We start from the raw sequence: 23987 nt of genomic DNA, 5'->3' as shown, positions 1-23987 counted from the left end.
ACCGGGCTTCGACGGTTCAGGACAGGCCCGCGGCGTCCATTCCGCGAAGTTCCTTCTTCAAGTCCTGGATCTCGTCGCGCAGGCGCCCGGCGAGCTCGAATTGCAGTTCGCGCGCCGCGTTCATCATCTGGTCGGTGAGCTGCTTGACCAGGTCCGCCAACTCGGCGCGGGGCATGGTCGAGACGTCGCGTCCCTCCACGACACCGCTGCTTCCGGTGCGGCCCGCCTCGCCGGGCGCACGACGTCCACGGCTGGCATTGCGGCCCGACCCGCCGATGTCGACATTCGCCTCGGTGTCCTCGGCCTCCTCGTAGACCTGGTCGAGGATGTCGGCGATCTTCTTCCGCAGCGGCTGAGGGTCGACCCCCATCTCCAGGTTGTAGGCCACCTGCTTCGCACGGCGCCGATCCGTCTCCTCGATCGCGTACTTCATCGAGTCGGTGATCTTGTCCGCGTACATGTGCACCTGGCCGGACACGTTTCGAGCCGCACGGCCGATGGTCTGCACCAAGCTGGTCCCGCTGCGCAGGAACCCTTCCTTGTCCGCGTCGAGGATTGCCACCAACGAAACCTCCGGAAGGTCGAGACCTTCACGCAGCAGGTTGATGCCGATCAACACGTCGTACTCGCCGAGTCGCAGCTGACGAAGCAGCTCTACACGACGCAGGGTGTCGATGTCCGAGTGCAGGTACCGCACACGGATGCCGAGCTCGAGGAGGTAGTCGGTCAGGTCCTCGGCCATCTTCTTGGTCAACGTCGTGACCAGGATGCGCTCGTCCTTCTCGGTGCGCTGCCTGATCTCGTGGACCAGATCGTCGATCTGGCCCTTGGTCGGCTTGACCACGATCTCCGGATCGACCAGCCCGGTCGGGCGGATGACCTGCTCGACCACCTCGCCGCCGCTCTGCCCCAGCTCGTACTTGCCGGGGGTGGCCGAGAGGTACACGGTCTGTCCGATGCGCTGCGTGAACTCCTCCCACGTCAGCGGCCGGTTGTCCGTCGCCGACGGCAGCCGGAATCCGAACTCGACGAGGTTGCGCTTGCGCGACATGTCGCCCTCGTACATGGCGCCGATCTGCGGCACCGTCACGTGGGACTCGTCGATGACCAGCAGGAAGTCGTCCGGGAAATAGTCGATCAGCGTTGCCGGCGCCGTCCCCGCGGGACGACCGTCGATGTGCCGGGAGTAGTTCTCGATGCCGGAGCAGAACCCGACCTGCTTGATCATCTCCAGGTCGTACTGGGTCCGCATACGCAGCCGCTGCGCTTCGAGCAGCTTGCCCTTGCCCTCGAGATCGGCGAGACGCTCCTCGAGTTCGGCTTCGATGTCGCGTACCGCCCGCTCCATGCGCTCGGGCCCGGCCACGTAGTGCGTCGCCGGGAAGATGCGCACGGTGTCGACCTGGCGCACCACGTCACCGGTGAGCGGATGGAGGAAGTACAGCGCCTCGATCTCGTCGCCGAAGAATTCGATCCGGACGGCAAGTTCCTCGTAGGACGGAATGATCTCGACGGTGTCGCCGCGCACTCGGAACGATCCGCGGGTGAACGCCATGTCGTTGCGGGTGTACTGCACGTCGACCAGCAGCCGGAGGAACTTGTCGCGAGGAACTTCCTGGCCGACCTCGAGGTGGACGGAGCGATCCACGTACGACTGAGGCGTGCCCAGACCGTAGATGCACGACACGGAGGCGACGACCACCACGTCACGACGTGAGAGCAGATTTGCCGTCGCGGAGTGCCGGAGCCGCTCGACGTCGTCGTTGACCGACGAGTCCTTCTCGATGTACGTGTCGGTCTGGGCGATGTACGCCTCGGGTTGGTAGTAGTCGTAGTACGAGACGAAGTACTCGACGGAGTTGTTCGGCAACATTTCCCGCAGCTCGTTGGCCAGCTGCGCCGCCAACGTCTTGTTGGGGGCCATCAGCAGCGTCGGGCGCTGCACCTGCTCGATCAGCCATGCCGTGGTGGCCGATTTACCGGTACCCGTCGCGCCGAGAAGGACGATGTCCTTCTCCCCCGCCTTGACGCGCTTGGTGAGCTCTGCGATGGCGGTCGGCTGGTCTCCGGCCGGCGAGTATTCACTGACTACCTCGAAGGGCCGGTCACTGCGCTCGATGTCGCCCACGGGGCGGAACTCGGAATGCGCGAGGACGGGTTGTTCAGCTGCAAAAGCCATGTGTCCAGAGTAGGCCCGACCACCGACAAACTCTGCGGGCGTCGTCACTCCCCCGTCTGCGCTGTCGGACCCGAGCGCAACAATGGCCTCATGCTGCTCGCACGCGTCGTCGACACCTCGGCCGCCGTCTCCGCCACCCGCTCCCGCAAGGCCAAGGTGCTCGCCCTGTCGGCCTTGCTGTCCGAGTGCGACGTCGACGAGGTACCGCTGGTCACCCGCTATGCATCGGGGTCGTTGCGCCAGCGTCGGACCGGCCTCGGGTGGCGGAGCGTCGCCACGCTCCCGCCCGCGTCGACCGTGCCCGCGCTGACGGTGGATGCGGTGGACACAGCCTTCGAGGCCATCTCGTCGATGTCCGGTCCTGGATCGCAGGCCACCCGCGCGGCGGCCGTCACCGCACTGTTCGCGGCCGCGACCGACACGGAGCAGACGTGGCTGCGCGGCGTGGTCACCGGCGAGGTCCGCCAGGGCGCACTCGACGCCCTCGTCCAGGAGGCCGTGGCGTCCGCTGCGGGTGTTCCACTTCCGGCGGTCCGTCGTGCGGCCATGTTGTCCGGGTCGACCGTCGACGCGGCCACTGCGGCCTTCTCCGGCGGGGAGGAGGCCCTCGGCGCGGTAGGACTCACCGTCGGGCGGGCCGTGCTGCCCATGTTGGCCTCGAGTGCACCCACGGTGGCGGACGGTGTGGTCAAGGCTGCGGGCGCAGCTGGTGGCCCGGTCGCTCTGGACACCAAGCTCGACGGAATCCGCATCCAGGTCCACCGCCGGGAGGACGAGGTCCTGATCACCACTCGCAGCCTCGACGACATCACGGCTCGGCTGCCCGAGGTCGTCGACATTGTTCGTGCGCTGCCCGTGTCGTCGGTCGTCCTCGACGGAGAGGCCTTGGCCCTCGACGGGAACGGGCGGCCTCGGGCCTTCCAGGACACCGCGTCGCGCACGGCGCAGTCCACCGGAGTCGTGGTCACGCCGTACTTCTTCGACATTCTTCATCTGGACGGCGACGATCTGCTGGATCGGCCGCTCGAGGAGCGCGTCGCCGTCCTCGACGCGCTGGTGCCGCCGGCGCACCGAGTGCCGCGTCTGGTGACCGACGACGCCGGCGCCGCGGACGACTTCGCGCGGTCGGCCGTCGCGGCGGGCCATGAAGGCGTCGTGGTCAAGAACCTGACCGCGGCGTACGACGCGGGTCGACGTGGATCGGCGTGGGTGAAGGTCAAACCCGTCCACACGCTCGATCTGGTCGTCCTGGCAGTCGAGTGGGGATCGGGCCGTAGATCCGGTCTGCTGTCCAACATCCACCTCGGTGCCGTGGATCCGGCGGGCGGTTTCGTCATGCTCGGCAAGACCTTCAAGGGCATGACCGACGAGATGCTGGCGTGGCAGACCGAGCATTTCCTCGCACTCGAGACCTCCCGGACGGCCCACGTGGTGCATGTCAGACCGGAGCAGGTGGTGGAGATCGCCATCGACGGTCTTCAGCGATCGACGCGGTACCCGGGCGGCGTCGCCCTACGCTTCGCGAGAGTCGTGCGGTACCGCGACGACAAGTCACCCGCGGAGGCCGACACCCTCGACGCCGTGCGGTCCATGTTCGCCACCGAGACCACCCCGGGGGACGATTCCGACGAGCGGTGACCGACGCGGCACCAGCGCCGACGGTAGCGTCTCCGGCATGGCTTCAGCCGGTTCGGTCCACGTCCATCCGCCCAAGGTCGAGGTGTTCGACACGCTCGGACGGACCAACACCGATCCGAAGGGTTTCGTGCGGCCCGTCGACGTCTACGAGGCGACGGACTGGGGCCTGTACATGGCGCGGCCCTCCGACCACCCGTCGTTCGACTACCTCGAATCGTGGATCATCCCGTCCCTGGGTATCCGCGCATCGGTCTTCCACTACGTACCGCGTCACCGACGCGATCAGAACTACTACGTGGACATCGGTGACTTCACGCGGGACGCGGAGACGTGGCGGTCGGTCGACCATTATCTGGACATCGTCGTCCGCACCGGGCGTGATTCGGAACTGCTGGACGTCGACGAACTGCTGGCCGCACACACCACCGGGCTGCTCGACGCCGGGACCGTGGAGACCGCGATTCGTACCGCCACGGCGGCGATCGACGGGATCGCCTCCGCCGGGCACGACCTGGACCGGTGGCTGGCGTCACTCGGGATGCCGACCCGCTGGCGCTGACCGGAGTCAGTCCGCCGACCACCCTGTCCGTGTCGCCCACGACAGAACTGTCGGATACACACCCTCGAAGTAGGGGGCCTTCGCTCGGACGTACGCATCGATAGCCGCGCTGTAGTCGTCGTGCTGCGCAGCGAGCGTCGACGCGCGCTCCTTCACCGTCAGGTACTCCTCGCGTGCCGACGCGTCGGCGCGGAGCCAGTCACGGAACATGAGCGCGAACACCTGTCCGGGCCACCCGTCGACACGCACGTGGATGTTCACCGGCCGTCCGGGGTCGGCGGCACCGTGCAAGCGCTTCTCCCACAGCGCAGGGTCGGCTTCACCGGGTACCGCGGACGGCATCGGGTCGTCGGTCACGATGTGCTCGATCCGCGGGAACGTGGCAGCGGTCAGTGATTCGCGAAGTGCGTCCGCCGTGGTCAGGTCGGCGACCGTGACCTGAATGTCCAGCACGTCCTTCGCCGGGAAGTCCGGAACCGCGGTGGAGCCGATGTGGTCGACACGCAGCGCTTTGTCACCGCACGCCAGACGGATCCGGTCGGCCACCCGCCGCGCCTGCGCGGGCCACGTCGGATCGGCGAGAACGACAGCGGGCGCAGACCGAGCAACCGCGGCGGACCGCACGTTCCGGGCGAACGGTTCGAGCCGGTTCGACCACAGCTCGTGTACCGCGGATTCGAGGGCTTCCTGAGTTCCCGAATTGTCGAGCCACACATCGGCCGCGTCCCGGCGCTGCTCGTCGGTCGCCTGGGCAGCGATCCTCGAGCGGGCGTCCTTCTCGTCGAGCCCACGGGAGGCCACCAGCCGGCGCACGCGCTCCTCCGCCTCCAGGTACACGACCACGACGAGGTGAAAGGCTGCGGCCGAACGGGATTCGACGAGCAACGGAATATCGTGCACCAGCACACAATCGTCCGGTGCACTCTCGATGAGTTCGGTCGTCCGCCGACCGATCAACGGATGCATGATGCCGTTGAGAGCGAGACGTGATTCCTCGTCACCGAATGCCTTGGCGGCCAACGCGGGCCGAAGGAGTGTTCCGTCCTCGGCGAGGATGTCGTCGCCGAAACGCTCGACGAGCGCTGCGAGTCCGGGTGTTCCGGGCTCGACGACCTCCCGTGCAATCTTGTCCGCATCCACCACGACGGCACCGAGACTCGCCAAGGTGCGGGACACCGTCGACTTGCCCGCACCCATTCCACCGGTCAATCCGATTCTCAACACACCCACAGTGTGACCGAGTCAGTGACCCTCCGCATCGAACACGCCGCGAATCACCAGTCTCAAATGCACCATGTTTCCCAACCCGTCGGTTATCTTCGAGGCGCACAACAGGCTTTCGTACTTTCTTCGCCGACTCCCTCGCCGGAATCGGCCGAGCAAGTACTCGACAGGTAAAGGACGGGCATGAACACCATTGCGGGAGTGGGAGTCGGGCGGATGCAGCCCGGGCGGCACCGCCTGGGAATGTCCGACGGCGTGCACTGCATTCTGATTCCTCAGGTCGCCGACGCGTTGGCGGAGCACCGCCGCAACTGGTTCACCTCACTCATCAGCCCGGCACGTCACAGCTTTGCCTCCATGCGTAAGCGCAGTGCTCAGATGAGCACAGGTTGGGGTACCGCTGTAGCGAGCTGATTCGCGGCGTACCAGACACGGCCGAAGGCCCGATCCGTCATGGATCGGGCCTTCGTCGTCGGTATGTGCAGTGCCCCGCAGCGAGATGCTCGCATCACGGGAAAGGCCCCGAACCGCATGCGGTTCGGGGCCTTCTCGTGGAGCGGTAGATCAGCGGATCATGCTCCGCCGGACAGCTTCTCGCGCAGTGCGGCGAGCTGAGCGTCACTGGCGAGCGATCCGCCGGTGGACTCGGGAGCTGCTGCAGCCGGTGCACCCTGTGCAGACGGGGTACCGGTCTCGGAGGAGTAGCCGGCCGCTGCGTTGGCAGCTTCCTGCGCCTCGTCCGCGGCGGTCTTCTCCATCTGAGCGGTGTGCATCTTGTGACGACGCTCCGCCTCGGCGTAGCGGCCTTCCCACTCTTCACGCTGCTTGTCGAAGCCCTCGAGCCATTCGTTGGTCTCGGGATCGAAGCCCTCGGGGAAGACGTAGTTGCCCTGGTCGTCGTACGAGTCGGCCATGCCGTACTTGGACGGATCGAACTCGGCGGCGTAGTCCTCGTTGGCCTGCTTCAGCGACAGCGAGATACGGCGACGCTCGAGGTCGATGTCGATGACCTTGACCAACGCGTCGTCTCCGACGGTGACGACCTGGTCCGGGACCTCGACGTGGCGCTCGGCCAGCTCCGAGATGTGGACCAAGCCCTCGATGCCCTCTTCGACCCGCACGAATGCTCCGAAGGGAACCAGCTTGGTGACCTTGCCCGGGACGATCTGACCGATCGCGTGGGTGCGGGCGAACTGACGCCACGGGTCTTCCTGCGTTGCCTTGAGCGACAGGGAGACACGCTCGCGGTCCAGGTCGACGTCCAGGACCTCGACGGTGACCTCGGTACCGACCTCGACGACCTCGGACGGGTGGTCGATGTGCTTCCAGGACAGCTCGGACACGTGCACCAGGCCGTCGACGCCGCCGAGATCGACGAACGCGCCGAAGTTGACGATGGAGGAGACGACGCCCTTGCGGACCTGTCCCTTCTGGAGCTGGTGCAGGAACTCGCTGCGAACCTCGGACTGCGTCTGTTCGAGCCATGCGCGGCGCGAGAGGACGACGTTGTTGCGGTTCTTGTCGAGCTCGATGATCTTGGCCTCGATCTCCTTGCCGACGTACGGCTGGAGGTCGCGGACACGACGCATCTCGACGAGCGAGGCGGGAAGGAAGCCGCGGAGGCCGATGTCGAGGATGAGACCACCCTTGACGACCTCGATGACGGTGCCCTTGACGGCCTCGTCCTTCTCCTTGAGCTCCTCGATGGTGCCCCAGGCGCGTTCGTACTGTGCGCGCTTCTTCGACAGGATCAGACGACCCTCTTTGTCCTCCTTGGTGAGGACGAGAGCTTCGACCGCATCTCCCACGGAGACGACCTCGTTGGGGTCGACGTCGTGCTTGATGGAGAGCTCGCGAGAGGGGATGACGCCCTCGGTCTTGTAACCGATGTCGAGAAGAACCTCGTCACGGTCGACCTTGACGATCGTGCCCTCGACGATGTCGCCATCGTTGAAGTACTTGATCGTTGCGTCGATCGCGGCGAGAAAATCCTCGGCGGAGCCGATGTCGTTGACGGCTACCTGCGGCGAGGTGACGGTGGATGAGGCCATGTGGTGAGTTGCTCCGGACGGGTTGGGGTCGGTGGATGGATGTTCGGTCGGACAGACTCACGTTCTCGCGGACAGGACACGCGTACTGCCGTATCTTGGGCGCTGGTTCGAGAGCCAACGACGAACGCCTCCGGACACGCACCTGCGGATCGCTGACAGCGGGACCGGTGAGTACGCACGCGCGAAGGCGGACATTCGCGTATCGAAGACTACTCGGTGCCGTGTGCGGCGAGCAAACCCGGTTACGGTGTTGCGCGTGTCCGCAGAAACCCCCGCCGATCTCGGTGACCAGACCACCGCGAACACCGGTGACCACGTCGATCCGCCGGCCTCCTCGCCTCGCCGTCGAGGAGTCGACTCGGTGACGTCGGAGCGCGCGTCGCGCTCCTGGTGGGACCATGATTCCGCCGAATACCACCGTACCCACGGGGAGTTCCTCGGCACCGCCAGCGCGGGGGGCGAATTCGTCTGGTGCCCGGAGGGTCTGCACGAGGGCGACGTCCATCTGCTGGGTGACGTCGAGAACCGCGACGTCCTGGAGATCGGGTGCGGATCCGCCCCCTGCGCCCGATGGCTGGCGGGACACGGCGCCCGCGCGACGGCGCTCGACATCTCCGCGGGAATGTTGGCGTACGGAGCCGAGGCGATCGCGGCGCGCGAGGCCGTGTCGCCGGGCAGTCCGGCACCCGCGCTCCTGCAGGCCTCGGCCGAAAACCTGCCGTTCGCCGACGCGTCGTTCGACATCGCGTGTTCCGCCTTCGGCGCCGTCCCCTTCGTCGCCGACTCCGCACGTGTGATGCGAGAGGTGCATCGGGTACTGCGGCCCGGCGGACGGTGGGTGTTCTCGGTGAACCACCCGATGCGGTGGATCTTTCCGGACGACCCGGGACCGGTCGGCCTCACCGCGACGATCCCGTACTTCGATCGCACCCCGTACGCCGAGTTCGACCCGGACGGCACGGCGACCTACGTCGAGCATCACCGCACCGTCGGCGACCGCGTCCGGGAGATCGTCGCTGCAGGACTCACGCTGGTCGACATCGTCGAACCCGACTGGCCCGAGTGGCTGGACCGTGAGTGGGGTCAGTGGTCACCGCTCCGCGGTGAACTGTTCCCCGGCACCGCGATCTTCTGCTGCGTGAAGTAGCGAGATCAGGCTCCGCGGACGACGTGCGCCGTCACCGTCTCGAGGAACTCGCTGGTGGACGCGAGCCCACCGATGTCGGCCGTACCCACTCCCGACGCGATCGTCGTGTCGACGGCGCTGCGGATGCGTCCACCGACATGCGCGAACTCGGACGGTCCGTCGCCGGCCGCCAGGTGCTCGAGCATCGCCGCGACCGAGAGCAGCACCGCCGTCGGGTTCGCACGGTTGTGTCCGGCGATGTCCGGCGCCGCGCCGTGTGCGGCCTGGGCCATGACCTTCGAGTCGGACGCATTGATCGACGGCGCCATACCCAGTGATCCGGACAGCTCACCGGTGAGGTCCGAGAGGATGTCGCCGAACATGTTCTCCGCCACCAGAACGTCGAAGTCTTCACCCGACCGGACGAGCTTGGCAGTCACCGCGTCGATGTGTTCGTAGGCGACGCTCACGCTCGGGTGGCGTTCACCGACCTCGGTGCAGACGTCCTTGAAGAGACCCGTGGTGAGCCGTAGGACGTTGGTCTTGTGGACGACGGTCACGTGGCGACGTCGACTCTCGGCGATCCGGAAGGCCTGCTCGGCGATACGTTCGCATGCCCTGCGCGTGAAGACGCCGACCGCGAGAGCGACGTCGGGCGTCGGCATGAACTCGCCCGATCCGACGAACATGTTGCGGTCCGCGTAGAAGCCTTCGGTGTTCTCCCGCACGACGACCAGATCCATGGTGGGCGACACTGCCTTGACTCCCTGCAACGCCTTCGCCGGCCGGATGTTGGCGTAGAGGTCGAACTCCTTCCGGATGCGCCCGCCGGGAGTGAGTCGGCCTCGCAGCTCCTCCGGGTACGAGGCGCTGTCGTGCGGTCCCAGCACCCACGCGTCGAGTTCGGCCAACGCCGCCATGGTGTGCGCGGGCACGGCATCGCCGTAGTCGTCCAGGGCATCGCGGCCGAACGGCAGTCGCTGCCAGTCGATCCGAGGCGCCGACATCGATTCGACGGCCGCGTCGACGATCCTGACGGCACCGGGAACGATCTCCTTGCCGATGCCGTCTCCGTCGAGAACTCCGATGGGATGGCCACCGCGCGAGGTACCCGACACGGACCCGGAACGTCGTTCGTTCGTCATGGCCGCCATCATTGCTCATCATGGTGCAGTCGGTGGAGCTCCTCCTGGACTCCGGTAGTGACGAATCGATCCGTCGTGAATGGAATTACCTCGCGGAACTGGGACTTCCCAGCCAGGCTCGACACACGGGGTCGTCGAACCGTCCACACATCACGATCGCGGTGGCCGCGAGTATCGACGACGATGCCGAGCGGCGGCTGACCGCGCTGATCGTGGACGGGCGAGAGAACGGTGCGTGGCGATTCCCCGAGGCCGTGCGGCTGGGCGGGCTGGTGATGTTCGGCGGGTCACGCGCGGTACTCGCCCGTACGGTCGTCCCGTCGCCCGAACTACTCGACCTGCACGCCCGGGTCCACAGGATCCTGGCCGACTCCCCCGGCATCCCCCCGCATCTCGAACCGGGCCGTTACACGCCGCACGTGACCCTCGCGATGCGTATGCGGCCGGACGACATCGGTTCCGCGAGTTCCTATCTGATCACCGACCTCCGCGACATCGAGGCGGAGGTCTCTGCTGTCCGGCGCTGGGACGGAGACGCGCGGGAGGACTGGCTCATCGGCTGACGGTCACAGCCGAGGGGGCGGTGCGACGACGCGTCGTCACCAGAACGCCGACGATGATCAGCGTCGTTCCGATCACCGCGTTCCATGTCACCGCCTCGCCCAGCACGGCGGCACCGAGGGCGATGCCGACCACCGGACTGAGGTAGGTCACCGTCGACGCTGCAGCCGGACCCCACCCCGTCACGACGTTGGTCATCCACAGGAAGGCCAGGCCGGTCCCGGCGCAACCCAGTGCCAGCATCGACGCGACCACCGGGACGTCGAGGTGCAGGGCCTGTCGGGCCACGACAGGCGTCGCCACCACCATCGCGACCGCCGCGATACCGATCTGCATCGTCGCCACGGCCAACGCCGGTACCCGCAACGGGACGACGAATTTGCGCAGGTAGACGAGAGCGATGCCGTACGACGCAGTTGCTCCCAGACACGCCATCTGCGCGCCGACGCTGCCCGCGAGCCCGTCCTGCCACGGCGAGAACACGGTCAGGATGCCGACGAATCCGAGCAGGAGTCCGACCGACCGCATCGCCGTCGGACGCTCGGCCGGCAGGACCACGAATGCCAGCACGGTGGTCATGAGCGGCGTCGTCGCATTGAAGATCGCCGCCGTCGCCGAGTCGATGTCCTGCTCCGCCCACGCGAAGAGCAACCACGGGACGATGCACTGGAAGACCGCGAGGAAGCACGAATGCGCCCACACGACACCGCGGCGCGGCAACCGAACGTGCATGACGCGCAACAACAGTCCGAGCGTGAGTGCTCCGAGAACGAGTCGCGCGAGAACCACCTGGGGGAAGCTCAGGCCCTCGAGCCCGATCTTCATGAACAGGAAGCTGGCTCCCCAGACGAGTGCAGCAGCGACGAATTGGAGACCCAGCACGTCAGAAACGATAGTCGCCGTGCTGGGTCACCTCGTCGTGAGTGTCCGGTAGCCGACCGGCCGTCGCGAGCGATGCCAGCAGCACCAGAACCACCAGGAACCCCGAGAGAAGAACGAAGAATGTCATGCGAGAAATAGTCCGCCGCAGCGCTTTCCGGGAACAGTGGCAGGAATGACATATTTCATCGATTTTCTGCCATACTGACTGCATGTTGTCGAAGGTCGTCGTTCCCCTCCTCCCTCTGACGGAGGCGTTCGAACTGGGCGTGGCGTGCGAGGTGTTCGGATTCGACCGGTCCGACGAGGGACTGCCGGTCTACGACTTCTCTCTCGTGGCGGCGGTCCCGGATCCGATACGGACGCGCTTCGGCTACACCATCGACGTTCCGCACGACCTCGACCGACTCGACGACGCCGACCTGATCATCGTTCCCGCCGGCGGCACCTCCGTCACGTTCGACGGATCCTTCGCATGCGGCACCGAGCACACGTACGACCTGGAGCCACTCCTGGGCAAGCTCCGCGCGGCGGTCGCGCGAGGAGCACGAGTCGCCAGTTTGTGTACCGGAGCATTCGTCCTGGGCGAGGCCGGACTCCTCGACGGACGCCGCTGCACCACACACTGGCGCCACGCCGACGCGCTCGCCGCTCGCTATCCGGATGCTGCCGTCGACCCGAACGTCCTCTACGTCGACGACGATCGGGTGCTGACCAGTGCCGGAACCGCGGCGGGCATCGATCTCTGCCTGCACATCGTCCGGTCGGCGCAGGGCAGCGCCGTCGCCAACGGCATCGCGCGGCGCATGGTCGTCCCTCCGCACCGCGACGGCGGACAGGCTCAGTACGTCGCCGTCCCGGTCCCGGTGTGCGACTCGGAGACGTTGGCGCCGCTCATCGACTGGATCACCGAGAACATCCGGCTCGACCTCACCGTGGAGGTCCTGGCCGCCGAGGTCTCGATGTCGCCCCGTACGTTCGCCCGACGCTTCCACGCCGAGACCGGAACCACGCCGGCCCGGTGGATCAGCGACCAGCGGGTCCTGGCCGCGCAACGCCTCCTGGAATCGACCGATCTCTCCATCGACGCGGTCGCCGAGTCGGTGGGGTTCGGGTCGGCCGCTGTCCTGCGCCAACATTTCGTGAGGCTTCGGCGCACGACGCCACAGGCTTATCGTCGGACCTTCCGCGCGGCGCCCGTCCCTGTGTGACCGGGCCCGTACAAACACGCGGGGAATGCCGACCGGTGTGCGTGCGTTGTGCGGGGCAGAAGGAACGTGCCGGCTATCGGCACCCGCGACGAAAGGATCCTTGTGGCAACGCAGACGCTGACGCAGCAGAACTTCGACGAGACCGTGACCGGCAACGATGTCGTTCTTGTCGACTTCTGGGCCGACTGGTGCGGACCGTGCAAGCAGTTCGCCCCGACCTTCGAGAAGTCGTCGGAGCAGCACCCCGACGTGGTCTTCGGCAAGGTCGACACCGAGGCCGAGCAGGGGCTCGCCGCAGCCGCGAACATCCGGTCCATCCCTACGTTGATGGCATTCCGTGAGGGCGTTCTCGTGTTCGCCCAGCCCGGCGCACTGCCCCAGGCTGCCCTCGAAGACCTGGTCGGACAGATCAAGGGACTCGACATGGACGACGTGCGCAAGCAGATCGCCGAGCAGCAGGCGGCCGACGCGAAGTAGCGCACACACCGACGAAAGGCGGGCACCGGATGATCCCGGTGCCCGCCTTTCGTCGTCCTGCGCCGTCGCGTCAGTGTGCGGCGTCGTCCCAGGTGCGACCCGTGCCCACGGAGACGTCGAGAGGCACGGACAACTCGATGGCATGGGCCATCTTGTCCCGCACCAACGCCTCCACCTCGACGCGTTCGGACTCGACGACCTCGAGCACCAGTTCGTCGTGAACCTGCAGAAGCATCCGAGACGTGAGCGACGACTGTGCCAACGCCCGCTGCACGTCGATCATCGCGACCTTGATGATGTCGGCTGCCGTCCCCTGGATGGGCGCGTTGAGTGCGGCGCGCTCGGCCACTTCACGACGCTGACGGTTGTCGCTGGTGAGATCCGGGAGATAGCGCCGACGACCGTAGAGGGTCGAGGTGTACCCCACCTTGCGCGCAGCCTCGACCACTTCGTGGAGATAGTCGCGGACTCCACCGAACCGGGAGAAGTACGCCTCCATCTGCTCTTTGGCCTCGTCCGTCGAAATCTTGAGCTGCTGCGACAGCCCGTAAGCGCTGAGGCCGTACGCGAGCCCGTAGGACATCGCCTTCACGCGTCGGCGCAACTCCGGGGTGACCTCGTCGATCGGAACACCGAAGGCCCGCGATCCGACGAAGCTGTGCAGGTCCTCGCCGGTATTGAACGCTTCGATCAATCCCTCGTCACCGGATACGTGCGCCATGATGCGCATCTCGATCTGGCTGTAGTCGGCCGTCATCAGCGTGTCGTAGCCCTCGCCGACGACGAACCCCTCGCGGATCCGTCGACCCGCGGACGTCTTGACCGGGATGTTCTGCAGATTGGGTTCGGTCGAGGACAACCTGCCGGTGGCGGCGATGGTCTGATTGAACGTCGTGTGGATGCGACCGTCGTCGCTGACCGACTTCAGCAGACCGTCGACGGTGACCTTGAGTCGCGTCGCGTCGCGGTGATCGAGCAGGTGACGCAGGAACGGATGCTCGGTCTTCTCGAACATGCTCTGCAGCGCTTCGGCATCGGTGGTGTAGCCGGTCTTGGTGCGCTTGGTCTTGGGCATGTCCAATTCGTCGAAGAGCACGACCTGCAACTGCTTCGGCGAACCGAGGTTGATCTGCTTGCCGATCACCACGTACGCGGCCTCGGCGGCAACGCTGACCTCGCCGGCGAATTGACTCTGCAGATCGTGGAGATGGTCGAGATCGATGGCGATACCGGTGTTCTCCACCGTCGCCAGAACGTCCAGGAGCGGAAGTTCCATGTCCGAGAGCAACGGCGCCGACTCGATCTCGGCCAGTTCACGATCGAGGGCGTCCGCGAGATCCAGAACTGCCTGCGCGCGCAGGATCTCACCCTCCGCCACGGCAGCCTGCGTCTCGTCCTCACTGTCGAGCAACGACAGCTGCGCATCCCCTGCATCCTCTACGCGCAGTTCGCGTTTGAGGTAGCGCAGCGACAGGTCGTCCAGGGCGAAGCTGCGTTGCCCCGGCCGGACCAGATACGCGGACAGGGCAGTGTCACTGGTGAGCCCGGCGACCGGCCATCCGCGGCCACGAAGCGCATGCAGGGCCCATTTGGCCTCGTGCAACGCTTTCGGCCGCGATTCGTCCGCGAACCACCGTGCGAGCGCCTGCTCGTCCTCCTCGGTGAGTCCGATCGTCTCGATGTAGGCACCCTCACCGTCGGCGGCGGCGAATGCGACGGATGTGGCGTCCCCGTCGAACGGTGAGCGAGTCCCCACCACGGACAGTCCGGTCCGTACTCCGTCGCTGGTGTGCGTGTCCAACCACTCGCCCAGCTCGCCCGGCTCGAGCGCGCGACCGCTGACCTCGAAGCCCTCTTCCGCTTCGGGTTCGGTGGACGACAACGTCGCGAACAGTCGATCGCGGAGAACACGGAACTCGAGATCGTCGAATAGCGCGTGGACCCGATCTCGGTCCCACGGCGCCAGTTGCAGCTGATCCGGAGTGTACGGCAGCGGGACATCGCGCACCATCTCGGTGAGCTGGCGGTTGAGGACCACGCTGGAAAGGTTGGCCCGCAGGGCGTCCCCCACCTTGCCGCGCACGGTATCGACCTTGTCGACCAGTTCGTCGAGGCTGCCGAACTCCTTGATCCACTTCGTCGCCGTCTTCTCCCCCACCCCCGGGATACCCGGCAGGTTGTCGCTCGGATCCCCGCGCAGCGCAGCGAAATCCGGGTACTGCGCAGGGGTGAGCCCGTACTTGCTCTCGACTTCGGACGGGGTGAACCGCGTCAGGTCGGAGACACCCTTGCGTGGGTACAGCACGGTCACCTGATCGTTGACCAGCTGCAGCGAATCGCGATCACCCGTGACCACGAGGACGCGATATCCGGCCGCCACTGCCTGCGTCGTCAAGGTCGCGATGATGTCGTCGGCCTCGAAGCCGGGCTCCGCCATGACCGGAATACCCAGGGCCCCGAGGACATCCTTGGTGATGTCGATCTGACCCGCGAACTCGTCGGGAGTCTTGATGCGATTGGCCTTGTACTCGGGAAACTTCTCCGCCCGGAAGGTCTGGCGTGAGACGTCGAAGGCAGCGCCCACGTGTGTGGGCGCCTCGTCGCGCAGCAGGTTGATCAGCATGGAGGTGAATCCGTAGACAGCGTTGGTGGTCTGCCCACTCGTGGTCTTGAAGTTCTCGGCGGGGAGCGCGTAGAAGGCTCGATACGCAACCGAGTGACCGTCGATCAGCATCAGCAGGGGCGAGGACTCGGTTACTGGACTCACCCCGTCAGTCTAGGGACGACGACCGACATCTCCGCCGTCGGCGCTCGCCCGCTTCGAAACAAGACCGCAACATCGAAGAAATCGAAGCGGCCGTTTTCGATACCTCCAGCCCGATAGAGTCCGACAATTGCAAGCACTGCCGAGACAACTCGGCGTTATTCGACCGTCCGAGAGGACCCCGCGTGCCCCCCTCGAGTCCTCGACGGCCCGTGCGATCCGTGGCTACCGCCACGATCGTCCGCGCGCTCGTCGTCGTTCTCCTCGGCCTCATCGCTGCTGCCACCGTCGGTGGAACAGCCCTGGCCCAGGAACCCACTCCCGCTCCTACCCCGAGCTCCAGCTCACCACCCGCGAGCAGCTCCTCGACTCCCCCGGCAGATGCGGTCGACGTCAGCGGCAGCCTGAACAATGCGGGCGAACGCCTCGTCGGTGTCGACGTTCTCGCACTCGACGGCTCCGACGCCGAAGTCGCACGCACCACGTCCGCGGAGGGAGGCCGGTGGACGCTCCCCGTCTCCCCCGGTGACTACACCTTCCGCGTCGACCCCGAAACCCTGCCCGACGGCGTGTCGGTCCAAGGCGACGTCGAACGCACCGTGGTCCAGGGCCGCGCCAACACCGTGATCTTCAGCTTCGGTGAAGAGCGCAGCGCGACCGTGGTGCCGTTCTACGAGAAGTTCCTCCGCACGACCATCGACGGACTGCGGTTCGGACTGGTCATCGCGCTCGCCGCGATCGGTCTGAGCCTGATCTTCGGCACGACCGGCCTCACCAACTTCGCCCACGGAGAACTGGTCACGCTCGGTGCGGTCGCAGCATGGGTCTTCAACCAGAAGCTCGGGATCCAGTTGATCCCGGCAACGATCCTGGCGGTGATCGTCGGTGTGGCGGTCGGCTGGGCGAACAACGCCGGACTGTGGAGACCACTGCGCAGACGTAAGACGGGTCTGATCGGCCAGCTCGTCGTGTCGATCGGCCTCGCTATCGCCCTGCGATACCTGATCCTCATCTTCTTCTCCGACCGCGCCGAGCCGTACAAGGACTACCAGGCGCAGGTGCAGCGTGAATGGGGGCCGTTCGCCATCACGGACGTCAACCTCGCCTGCATCGTCATCAGCATCGTGGTGCTCGTTCTCGTCGCTCTCATGCTGCAGAAGACCCGCATCGGCAAGGCCATGCGTGCCGTCGCGGACAACCGCGACCTCGCAGCGTCGTCGGGCATCAACGTCGAGCGTGTCGTCACGTTCGTCTGGTGCATGGGCGGCGGACTCGCAGCCCTGGGCGGCGTCCTGTTCGGGCTCTCCGAGCTCGGCGGTCGCGTCCAGTGGGAGATGGGCTTCAAGCTCCTCCTGCTCATGTTCGCCGGTATCACCCTCGGTGGACTGGGAACTGCCTACGGCGCGCTCCTGGGCTGTGTCATCGTCGGACTGCTGGTGCAGTGGTCGACCCTCGTGATCAACCCCGACCTCAAATACATCGGAGGATTGCTCGTCTTGATCGTCATCCTCATCGTCCGGCCGCAAGGCATCCTGGGCTCGCGGCAAAGGATCGGCTGACCATGGATATCGTCGGAGCAATTCAGGTATCGCTCGCCCAGCTCGTCGGGCCGTCAGCGATCTTCTACGCACTTCTCGCCATCGGCCTCAACCTGCACTTCGGCTACGCCGGACTGCTCAACTTCGGACAGATCGGCTTCGCACTCCTCGGTGGGTACGGCGTCGGCATCATGACCATCACCTACGAGCAGCCGTTGTGGCTCGGCATCATCGTCGGACTGGCCGCCGCAGGGTTGTTGGCTCTGGTTCTCGGCATCCCGACGCTGCGACTACGAGCCGACTATCTGGCCATCGTCACGATCGCGGCGTCCGAGATCCTGAGGCTCGTCTTCCGATCCACCGCGTCCAACGGTGTCACCGGATCGACCAACGGCCTCTTCGGCTTCGCCGATCCGTTCACCAATCTCAGCCCGTTCGACTCGGGCAAGCAGTACTCGTTCGCCGGCGTGAAGTTCTACGGCGACGACCTGTGGGCGATGGTCGTCGGGTGGTCGCTCGTGATCATCCTGTGCGGCCTCGTCTATCTGCTCACCCACAGCCCATGGGGACGCGTGCTCAAGGCCGTGCGTGAGGACGAGGATGCTGCGCGCTCGCTCGGCAAGAACGTCTTCGTCTACAAGATGCAGGCGCTGGTTCTCGGCGGTGTCATCGGCGGCATGGGCGGCGTGTTCAACGCCCTCCAGACCAAGTCGATCAACCCCGACTTCTACTCGACCGCGCAGACCTTCTTCGCTTTCGGAGCACTGATCCTGGGCGGCGCCGCCACGGTGTTCGGACCGGTCGTCGGAGCGATGCTGTTCTGGTTCCTGCTCTCGATCCCCGACGTCCTGCTGCGTCAGGCTGCCGCGGGCCCCGACCCGTTCATCCCCATGACCGAACAGCAGGTCGGCGCAACACGATTCGTTCTCCTCGGCATCCTCATCGCGGTGCTGATGATCTTCCGCCCGCAAGGACTGCTGGGCAACAAGCGGGAGGTACAGCTCGATGCCAAGTAACACCATCGCGGCACGCAAGCCGCTCTCCGCGGAGGTGCGCGCCGCGCTCTTCGCGGACGTCGCCAACACACCCGGCGTCGCCAAGCCCGACCCGACCATGGTCGTCGACGGTGTGTCCCGTACGTTCGGCGGCCTCAAGGCTGTCGACGTGGCGCACCTCGAGATCCAGCGTGGGTGCATCACCGGTCTGATCGGCCCGAACGGCGCCGGCAAGACGACTTTGTTCAACCTGCTCACCGGCTTCGATCAGCCGGACACCGGCACCTGGTCCATGGACGGCAAGTCTCTCGGCAAGATGACACCCCACCAGGTGGCACGCCACGGAGTGGTGCGCACCTTCCAGCTGACGAAGGCACTGTCGAAACTGACTGTGCTGGACAACGTCCGCCTCGGCGCCACGGGCCAGAAGGGTGAGCGGATCTTCAACACGCTCATGCCGTGGACGTGGAAGGCGCAGGAGCGCGAAGTCACCGAACGAGCCAACGACCTGCTGGCGCGATTCAAGCTCGACGCCAAGGCCGACGACCTCGCGGGGTCGCTATCGGGCGGTCAGCGCAAGCTGCTCGAGATGGCACGCGCACTGATGACCGATCCGGCGGTGGTCATGCTCGACGAGCCCATGGCGGGTGTGAATCCGGCTCTGACGCAGAGCCTTCTGGGCCACATCAAGTCGCTGCGCGACGACGGCATGACCGTCGTCTTCGTCGAGCACGACATGGACGTCATCCGCGACATCAGCGACTGGGTCGTCGTCATGGCTCAGGGCAGTGTCATCGCGGAGTCCGCACCGGCACAGCTGGCGGACAACGAGGCCGTCGTCGACGCCTACCTCGGAAGCCACCACGACCAGGCCCTCGAGTTCGACGCCGACGGCAACCCCGTGGGGGCCACCGCAGAGCTGGCGGAGGCACTCGAGCAGGCCGAGGTGCAGACCCTGGAAGCGGGCGGCGACCTCTCCGAGGCCGAGCCCGAGATCGCGCTGGACAAGAGGACCACGACATGACCGAATCCGGAGCAACCACATCCGGGGAAACCGGGCTCACCGCAGCGGAATTCGCGGCGACACCGGACGAACACCGCCGCCTGGCCACCGACGCGCTCGTGCGCGCCGACGACCTGGTGGCCGGGTACATCCCTGGCGTCAACATCCTGAAGGACTGCAACTTCTACCTGAACGACGGCGAGATCGTCGGCATCATCGGACCGAACGGTGCCGGCAAGTCGACACTGCTCAAAGCGCTGTTCGGGCTCATCCCCATCCGCAGCGGCGCGGTCACCCTGCGCGGAGACAACATCACGTCCGCCGAAGCGCATGTGTTGGTGACCAAGGGCGTCGGCTACGTTCCGCAGACGCAGAACGTGTTCCCCTCGCTCACTATCGAGGAGAACCTCGAGATGGGGATCTACCTGCGGCCGAAGAAGTTCCAGGAGCGGTTCGACTTCGTCAGCGAACTGTTCCCGCTGCTCTCCGAGCGTCGCAAGATCAAGGCGGGCGCACTGTCCGGCGGTGAACGCCAGATGGTGGCCATGGGCCGCGCCCTGATGATGGAACCGTCCGTACTGCTTCTCGACGAGCCGTCGGCGGGTCTGTCCCCCATGTTCCAGGACGAGGTGTTCATCCGCTGCAAGAAGATCAACGCGGCAGGTGTCTCGATCATCATGGTCGAGCAGAACGCCCGTCGATGCCTGCAGATCTGCGACCGCGGTTACGTTCTCGATCAGGGCAAGAACGCGTACACCGACACGGGTACGAATCTGATGAACGATCCCAAGGTCATCGAGCTCTACCTCGGCACGCTCGCGGGGAGCAAAGAGAAGAAGTAGCCGTCACCTCTCGGCGAGTACGTCCATAGTGTCGTCGACACAGCTCGATTCACAGCGTTATGGACGTACTCGCCGCCGGTGCACTTTGCGTACGGCGCCGAACCGGTGCTAGCGGGTTCCCGAAACGACTCCGGCAATCTAGGGTTCGCCCACATGAGGTACTCGATTCTTGTGGTTACGGCAGCAGCAGTTGTTGCGACTGCATGCAGTACGCCCACCTACGGCCCGCCTGATCCCGTGCTGTCGACACCCGAGCAGTACTTCGCCACGGCCCCTACCGATGCTCCCGTCGACGACGCGGCGGTATGCGTGGACTCGGAACAGCCGAACCTCACCGAAGAGGACTACGTCGGGTACTGGCAGACCGTGTTCGACGACCAGCGTTCGACCTATCCGGATCAATCGTTTCCGTCACCTGCCCAACTCGCCGAGGACAAGCGAGCAGAATGGCGGCAAGGACCGAACGACGAGGTTCCGAGCGGTGCCGACGCAGCCTTCTCCCGTGCAATCTGCGGACTTCCCCTCAACGACGGACAGCTGTACTCAGGAGTGAAGTTCCGCGCTCTGCGAGGACATGTGGCCGAGCTCGGCCGAGCGGCGTGCAACACGATCTCCGATTCCGGCGTCGGGCAACTGTGGGAGCAACTGCAGTCGACCGCCTCGGGGCCTGGCAACGAGGAAGCCCAGTACGAATTAGTCGTCTACTCGGCTGTGCGACATGTGTGTCCGCAGCTGGCGGACTATCAGGGCCCTCCCCTGATGCAGAAGTGTGCAGACCTGACGCCCGATCCATCGGCAGATCCCGACGAAGGGATCATCTGTAGCGGCGACCGCTGAACTCGAGCCGTCGTTCTTCATCCCGATGTCTGCGTCCCCCTCGGCGAGTACGTCCATAGTGTCGTGCCACGAGCCGACATCACAGCACTATCGACGTACTCGCCGGGGGCGAGGCGAGCCCTACGCACAACAGAACGGGCCCGACTCCAGTGGAGTCGGGCCCGTTCGGGGTTACTGCAGATCAGCCGCCGACGACGATGTAGTCCTCGGTGGTGAGCTTGTTGTCAGGTCCGAAGACCAGCTTGCCGTAAGAACCGACAGCAGGCTCGCCGCCGTCGGTGAAGCTGAGCTGACCGGTGACACCGTCGTAGTCGATGTCGGTCCCGGCCTTGACCAGCGGCAGGCACTCCTGGAACGTCGTGCACTTCGTTCCGTCCTTGGTGACGGAGTTGATGTTCGCCGCGATGTCGACGCCGGCCGTGGACTTGGCCTGCTCGGCAGCGAGAGCGGAGATCACGACTGCGTCGTAGGACTCACCGGCGTAGTTGAAGTCGACCAGTGCCGGGTTGACGGCCTTGAGTCGATCCTGGAAGCCCGCACCCACGTCGGTGAGCGGGGTGGTTCCACGCATGGTGTCGAGCAGTCCTGCGCCGACGGCCTCGCCGAGCGCGTTGCCCATGTTGCCGTCGACACCGTAGACAGCAGTGCCGTCCGACGGTCCGATGCCGATCTCGTGCATACGGGTGATGATCTTCGCCGACTCCTCGAAGCCGATGATGGCGACCGCGTCAGGGTTGAAGTTCTTCACCTGGTCGACCTCGGCGTTGAACGACTGCGCGTTGGGGTCGTAGATGATCTTCTGGATCTGATCGGAGGCGACGCCGGCGTCCTCGAGGTTGGTGACCGTGTTGCTGGCCAGACCGGTGCCGTACGGGTCGTTCAGCGCGAGGATAGACACACGCTGTCCGCCGTCCTCGGAGATGAGCTGCGAGAGGGCCTGCGCCTGAAGCACATCGGTCGGGGCGGTACGGAAGTACTGACCCTTGTCCGGGTAGCAGACGAATTGGTCCGAGGTGTTGGCCGGCGAGATCTGGACGACGCCTGCGCTGGCGATCTTGTCGATGACCTTGAGGGACACCGAGGACGATGCCGCACCGAGGATGACGCTGGCACCGGCCGCGAGCTCGCGGTCGACGGTGCTGTTCGCGGTGTCGGTGGTGGTGTCGCCCGAGTCGCCGGGGATGAGTTCCATCGGCTGGCTCAGGACGCCGCCGGCGCCGTTGATGTCGTTGACGGCCAGCTGGACGCCGGCGACCTCGGGCGGTCCGAGGAAGGCCAGGCTGCCGGTCTCCGGAAGAAGTGTGCCGAGCTTGAGGGGGGTGGTCACCGGTGTCGCGCCGGCAGTTGCCTGTTCGGGCGTGCAGTCGGTGCTCACGGTTGCTTCCGCCGAAGCGGATGCGGAAGATCCGCCGGCAGCACTGCTCTCGCTGCCGGAACTCGAATCGTCGCTCGAGGAACAGCCGAACAGGGCGAGCGAGGCGACGCTCACCACTGCAGCCGTCCGAACGATGGTTCGTCTTGCCATCTGTCGTCTCCTAGAAATATGTGCGTCACGCACCCGATACCGCGACGCTCGTGAAGGAGAACCTATCGTTCCGGGACCGTTCGCGACCTCTGGAACAAGCCCTGTGACCTTACTGTGACGTGTTGGCAGCGAGTTTTAACGTGGCCGTAGCCTGGCACAGTCGTCACGGCCGGTTCGTGCCCCGGAATCTCACGAAGCGGGCGTATTTCCCAGCGTTTCGATGACCACGGCAGCAACCGCTTTCATGGTCGTGCGGCGGTCCATCGCGGCACGTTGGATCCACGTGAACGCGTCCGGCTCCGACAACGACTGCGACGTCATCAACAGGCCCTTCGCGCGCTCGATCAGCTTGCGGGTGTCCAGACGATCGGTGAGATCCGCGATCTCCGTCTCGAGGGCGGAGATCTCCGTGAACCGACTGGCGGCAAGTTCCACGGCCGGCACCAGGTCGGCCTTGGTGAAGGGTTTGACCAGATACGCCATCGCGCCGGCATCTCGTGCTCTCTCGACCAGCTCACGCTGACTGAACGCCGTCAGGATCACCACGGGCGCCAACCGGGCGGCCGCGATTTCCGACGCGGCGTCGATGCCGTCACGACGCGGCATCTTCACGTCCATGATCACCAGATCGGGCAGCAGAGCGCGCACCAGATCGACGGCTTCCTGTCCGTCGGCCGCTTCACCGACGACGTCGTAGCCCTCTTCGCGCAGCATCTCGACCAGGTCCAGGCGGATCAACGACTCGTCCTCCGCCACGACCACGCGCTTCGCCGCCGGAGCAACCGGTGTGTTCATCGTGGACTCGTCCTCTTCTACTCACTGGCGGTTCTTCCCACCCCTCGAACACGGCCGCCCCGCAGGGCACCGTCAGGGTACCGGTGCACCGGCGTCGGCACCGATCTTCTACACTCGGTGACCGCACCATTCGCCGAGCGAGTGGTCCGCCCTCGTATCCCAATTGGCAGAGGAAACGGATTCAAAACCCGTGCAGTGTGAGTTCGAGTCTCACCGAGGGCACCACGTTCCACACGTCAGGTCATCGACCGAACATCCAGCGACAGAGCGAATCCCACGTCGTCGCGTCCTGTCGTCAGCCGCACGACATGCCTCCCGATGCGTCGACAGGTGAACGAGATCGGGAATGCGACCGCCTGCTGCTCGCCGTCGATGCGGCCGCTGACGGGCAACTCGAACACGTGGAGCGGCTCGTCCTCTCCGTCCGTGATCTGCACCTGCAGGCGACCGCCGTCGGCGTCGTCCGGGCCGCGCTGCAGGAGCACCACCAGATACGCCTCGACGGGCTGTTCCAACGACGGAAGGACGCACCAGTCCCAGATTCCTCCAAGGACGTCGAGCTTCTGGTCCGACTGCCTCGCGTAGTCCGCGAAGAATGCACTCGTGACGATCAACGGCCGGTCCTTTCCCTGCGAGCG

22 protein-coding genes and 1 tRNA gene are annotated in these 23987 nt (G+C 65.7%); 13 read left to right on the top strand and 10 right to left on the bottom strand.

Features of this window, described 5'->3' with window-relative positions; all coding sequences use genetic code 11:
* Positions 1 to 16 precede the first annotated feature (16 nt).
* The gene (uvrB, locus tag RU01_RS04815; RefSeq protein ID WP_042573321.1) at positions 17 to 2179 is read right to left on the bottom strand and encodes an excinuclease ABC subunit UvrB; all 2163 of its coding nucleotides are present in this window, start codon (positions 2177 to 2179) and stop codon (positions 17 to 19) included.
* Between the two features lie 90 nt (positions 2180 to 2269).
* Here uvrB and RU01_RS04810 point away from each other — a divergent pair, with 90 nt between their 5' ends.
* Positions 2270 to 3817 (top strand): ATP-dependent DNA ligase, encoded by a 1548-nt coding sequence (locus tag RU01_RS04810; RefSeq protein ID WP_042573320.1) that lies wholly within the window; start codon positions 2270 to 2272, stop codon positions 3815 to 3817.
* Between the two features lie 37 nt (positions 3818 to 3854).
* A complete protein-coding gene (locus tag RU01_RS04805; RefSeq protein ID WP_042573319.1) occupies positions 3855 to 4376 on the top strand; it encodes a DUF402 domain-containing protein in 522 nt (173 codons plus the stop codon).
* 6 nt (positions 4377 to 4382) lie between these two features.
* On the opposite strand, the gene coaE is transcribed toward RU01_RS04805, so the two are convergent.
* Positions 4383 to 5600, bottom strand: coding sequence for a dephospho-CoA kinase (gene coaE / locus RU01_RS04800; protein ID WP_042573417.1), 1218 nt, complete (start codon positions 5598 to 5600; stop codon positions 4383 to 4385).
* Between the two features lie 183 nt (positions 5601 to 5783).
* Between coaE and RU01_RS04795 the strand changes: the two genes are divergently transcribed.
* Positions 5784 to 6014 (top strand): hypothetical protein, encoded by a 231-nt coding sequence (locus tag RU01_RS04795; protein WP_042573318.1) that lies wholly within the window; start codon positions 5784 to 5786, stop codon positions 6012 to 6014.
* A 158-nt stretch (positions 6015 to 6172) separates the two neighbouring features.
* On the opposite strand, the gene rpsA is transcribed toward RU01_RS04795, so the two are convergent.
* Positions 6173 to 7651 (bottom strand): 30S ribosomal protein S1, encoded by a 1479-nt coding sequence (gene rpsA / locus RU01_RS04790; RefSeq protein WP_042573317.1) that lies wholly within the window; start codon positions 7649 to 7651, stop codon positions 6173 to 6175.
* A 361-nt stretch (positions 7652 to 8012) separates the two neighbouring features.
* Between rpsA and RU01_RS04785 the strand changes: the two genes are divergently transcribed.
* Positions 8013 to 8798: a class I SAM-dependent methyltransferase gene (locus RU01_RS04785; RefSeq protein WP_042573416.1), complete on the top strand. Its 786-nt coding sequence runs from the start codon at positions 8013 to 8015 to the stop codon at positions 8796 to 8798.
* Between the two features lie 5 nt (positions 8799 to 8803).
* Here the strand turns inward: RU01_RS04785 and RU01_RS04780 are convergent, their stop codons facing one another.
* Positions 8804 to 9922, bottom strand: coding sequence for an isocitrate/isopropylmalate dehydrogenase family protein (locus RU01_RS04780; protein WP_042573415.1), 1119 nt, complete (start codon positions 9920 to 9922; stop codon positions 8804 to 8806).
* A gap of 20 nt (positions 9923 to 9942) precedes the next feature.
* On the opposite strand from RU01_RS04780, the gene RU01_RS04775 reads away from it, so the two are divergent.
* Complete coding sequence (locus RU01_RS04775) at positions 9943 to 10485, top strand: 2'-5' RNA ligase family protein (protein WP_042573316.1); 543 nt, start codon at positions 9943 to 9945, stop codon at positions 10483 to 10485.
* Here the strand turns inward: RU01_RS04775 and RU01_RS04770 are convergent.
* Positions 10475 to 11365: a DMT family transporter gene (locus RU01_RS04770; protein WP_042573315.1), complete on the bottom strand. Its 891-nt coding sequence runs from the start codon at positions 11363 to 11365 to the stop codon at positions 10475 to 10477. The genes RU01_RS04775 and RU01_RS04770 overlap by 11 nt on opposite strands.
* Before the next feature lies 1 nt (position 11366).
* Positions 11367 to 11492 (bottom strand): hypothetical protein, encoded by a 126-nt coding sequence (locus RU01_RS23460; RefSeq protein WP_269430094.1) that lies wholly within the window; start codon positions 11490 to 11492, stop codon positions 11367 to 11369.
* 82 nt (positions 11493 to 11574) lie between these two features.
* Between RU01_RS23460 and RU01_RS04765 the strand changes: the two genes are divergently transcribed.
* Entirely contained in the window at positions 11575 to 12573 is a 999-nt protein-coding gene (locus tag RU01_RS04765) for a GlxA family transcriptional regulator (RefSeq protein ID WP_042573314.1), read from the top strand.
* A 102-nt stretch (positions 12574 to 12675) separates the two neighbouring features.
* Positions 12676 to 13050 carry a thioredoxin gene (gene trxA / locus RU01_RS04760; protein WP_042573313.1) on the top strand — a complete coding sequence of 125 codons (375 nt, stop codon included), beginning with the start codon at positions 12676 to 12678 and terminating at the stop codon, positions 13048 to 13050.
* Positions 13051 to 13120: 70 nt separating this feature from the next.
* On the opposite strand, the gene polA is transcribed toward trxA, so the two are convergent.
* On the bottom strand, positions 13121 to 15784 hold the full coding sequence (polA, locus tag RU01_RS04755; protein WP_042573312.1) for a DNA polymerase I: 2664 nt from the start codon (positions 15782 to 15784) through the stop codon (positions 13121 to 13123).
* A gap of 242 nt (positions 15785 to 16026) precedes the next feature.
* On the opposite strand from polA, the gene RU01_RS04750 reads away from it, so the two are divergent.
* From RU01_RS04750 to RU01_RS04730, 5 genes are all read left to right on the top strand, one after another.
* A complete protein-coding gene (locus RU01_RS04750; protein WP_197074689.1) occupies positions 16027 to 17373 on the top strand; it encodes a branched-chain amino acid ABC transporter permease in 1347 nt (448 codons plus the stop codon).
* A 2-nt stretch (positions 17374 to 17375) separates the two neighbouring features.
* On the top strand, positions 17376 to 18368 hold the full coding sequence (locus RU01_RS04745; protein ID WP_042573310.1) for a branched-chain amino acid ABC transporter permease: 993 nt from the start codon (positions 17376 to 17378) through the stop codon (positions 18366 to 18368).
* Positions 18358 to 19371 (top strand): ABC transporter ATP-binding protein, encoded by a 1014-nt coding sequence (locus tag RU01_RS04740; RefSeq protein ID WP_042573309.1) that lies wholly within the window; start codon positions 18358 to 18360, stop codon positions 19369 to 19371. The genes RU01_RS04745 and RU01_RS04740 overlap by 11 nt, the downstream gene beginning before the upstream one ends.
* On the top strand, positions 19368 to 20192 hold the full coding sequence (locus tag RU01_RS04735; RefSeq protein WP_042573308.1) for an ABC transporter ATP-binding protein: 825 nt from the start codon (positions 19368 to 19370) through the stop codon (positions 20190 to 20192). Before RU01_RS04740 ends, RU01_RS04735 begins: the two co-directional genes overlap by 4 nt.
* A 153-nt stretch (positions 20193 to 20345) precedes the next feature.
* Positions 20346 to 21029: a hypothetical protein gene (locus tag RU01_RS04730; RefSeq protein WP_197074683.1), complete on the top strand. Its 684-nt coding sequence runs from the start codon at positions 20346 to 20348 to the stop codon at positions 21027 to 21029.
* A 181-nt stretch (positions 21030 to 21210) separates the two neighbouring features.
* Here RU01_RS04730 and RU01_RS04725 read toward each other — a convergent pair whose 3' ends face one another.
* Positions 21211 to 22554, bottom strand: a complete 1344-nt coding sequence (locus RU01_RS04725) for an ABC transporter substrate-binding protein (protein ID WP_042573306.1) — start codon at positions 22552 to 22554, stop codon at positions 21211 to 21213.
* Positions 22555 to 22743: 189 nt separating this feature from the next.
* Positions 22744 to 23349, bottom strand: a complete 606-nt coding sequence (locus RU01_RS04720; RefSeq protein ID WP_042573305.1) for an ANTAR domain-containing response regulator — start codon at positions 23347 to 23349, stop codon at positions 22744 to 22746.
* A gap of 148 nt (positions 23350 to 23497) precedes the next feature.
* Here RU01_RS04720 and RU01_RS04715 point away from each other — a divergent pair.
* Positions 23498 to 23574: transfer RNA gene (locus RU01_RS04715), tRNA-Leu, on the top strand.
* A gap of 11 nt (positions 23575 to 23585) precedes the next feature.
* Here the strand turns inward: RU01_RS04715 and RU01_RS04710 are convergent.
* Positions 23586 to 23963 carry a hypothetical protein gene (locus RU01_RS04710; protein ID WP_042573304.1) on the bottom strand — a complete coding sequence of 126 codons (378 nt, stop codon included), beginning with the start codon at positions 23961 to 23963 and terminating at the stop codon, positions 23586 to 23588.
* Positions 23964 to 23987 lie beyond the last annotated feature (24 nt).

Origin of the sequence: Rhodococcus sp. MEB064 (genome assembly GCF_000834565.1) — a bacterium.
Taxonomy (GTDB): Bacteria; Actinomycetota; Actinomycetes; order Mycobacteriales; family Mycobacteriaceae; genus Rhodococcoides.
This window is presented reverse-complemented; position numbering and strand designations above follow the sequence as displayed.

What these genes read in the sequence shown, in the direction of transcription:
- uvrB (WP_042573321.1), bottom strand. Translation starts at nt 2,179, where the DNA reads ATGGCTTTTGCAGCTGAACAACCCGTCCTCGCGCATTCCGAGTTCCGC.
- RU01_RS04810 (WP_042573320.1), top strand. Translation starts at nt 2,270, where the DNA reads ATGCTGCTCGCACGCGTCGTCGACACCTCGGCCGCCGTCTCCGCCACC.
- RU01_RS04805 (WP_042573319.1), top strand. Translation starts at nt 3,855, where the DNA reads ATGGCTTCAGCCGGTTCGGTCCACGTCCATCCGCCCAAGGTCGAGGTG.
- RU01_RS04795 (WP_042573318.1), top strand. Translation starts at nt 5,784, where the DNA reads ATGAACACCATTGCGGGAGTGGGAGTCGGGCGGATGCAGCCCGGGCGG.
- rpsA (WP_042573317.1), bottom strand. Translation starts at nt 7,651, where the DNA reads ATGGCCTCATCCACCGTCACCTCGCCGCAGGTAGCCGTCAACGACATC.
- RU01_RS04780 (WP_042573415.1), bottom strand. Translation starts at nt 9,922, where the DNA reads ATGACGAACGAACGACGTTCCGGGTCCGTGTCGGGTACCTCGCGCGGT.
- RU01_RS04775 (WP_042573316.1), top strand. Translation starts at nt 9,943, where the DNA reads ATGGTGCAGTCGGTGGAGCTCCTCCTGGACTCCGGTAGTGACGAATCG.
- RU01_RS23460 (WP_269430094.1), bottom strand. Translation starts at nt 11,492, where the DNA reads ATGACATTCTTCGTTCTTCTCTCGGGGTTCCTGGTGGTTCTGGTGCTG.
- RU01_RS04765 (WP_042573314.1), top strand. Translation starts at nt 11,575, where the DNA reads ATGTTGTCGAAGGTCGTCGTTCCCCTCCTCCCTCTGACGGAGGCGTTC.
- polA (WP_042573312.1), bottom strand. Translation starts at nt 15,784, where the DNA reads ATGCTGATCGACGGTCACTCGGTTGCGTATCGAGCCTTCTACGCGCTC.
- RU01_RS04745 (WP_042573310.1), top strand. Translation starts at nt 17,376, where the DNA reads ATGGATATCGTCGGAGCAATTCAGGTATCGCTCGCCCAGCTCGTCGGG.
- RU01_RS04740 (WP_042573309.1), top strand. Translation starts at nt 18,358, where the DNA reads ATGCCAAGTAACACCATCGCGGCACGCAAGCCGCTCTCCGCGGAGGTG.
- RU01_RS04735 (WP_042573308.1), top strand. Translation starts at nt 19,368, where the DNA reads ATGACCGAATCCGGAGCAACCACATCCGGGGAAACCGGGCTCACCGCA.
- RU01_RS04730 (WP_197074683.1), top strand. Translation starts at nt 20,346, where the DNA reads ATGAGGTACTCGATTCTTGTGGTTACGGCAGCAGCAGTTGTTGCGACT.
- RU01_RS04725 (WP_042573306.1), bottom strand. Translation starts at nt 22,554, where the DNA reads ATGGCAAGACGAACCATCGTTCGGACGGCTGCAGTGGTGAGCGTCGCC.
- RU01_RS04720 (WP_042573305.1), bottom strand. Translation starts at nt 23,349, where the DNA reads ATGAACACACCGGTTGCTCCGGCGGCGAAGCGCGTGGTCGTGGCGGAG.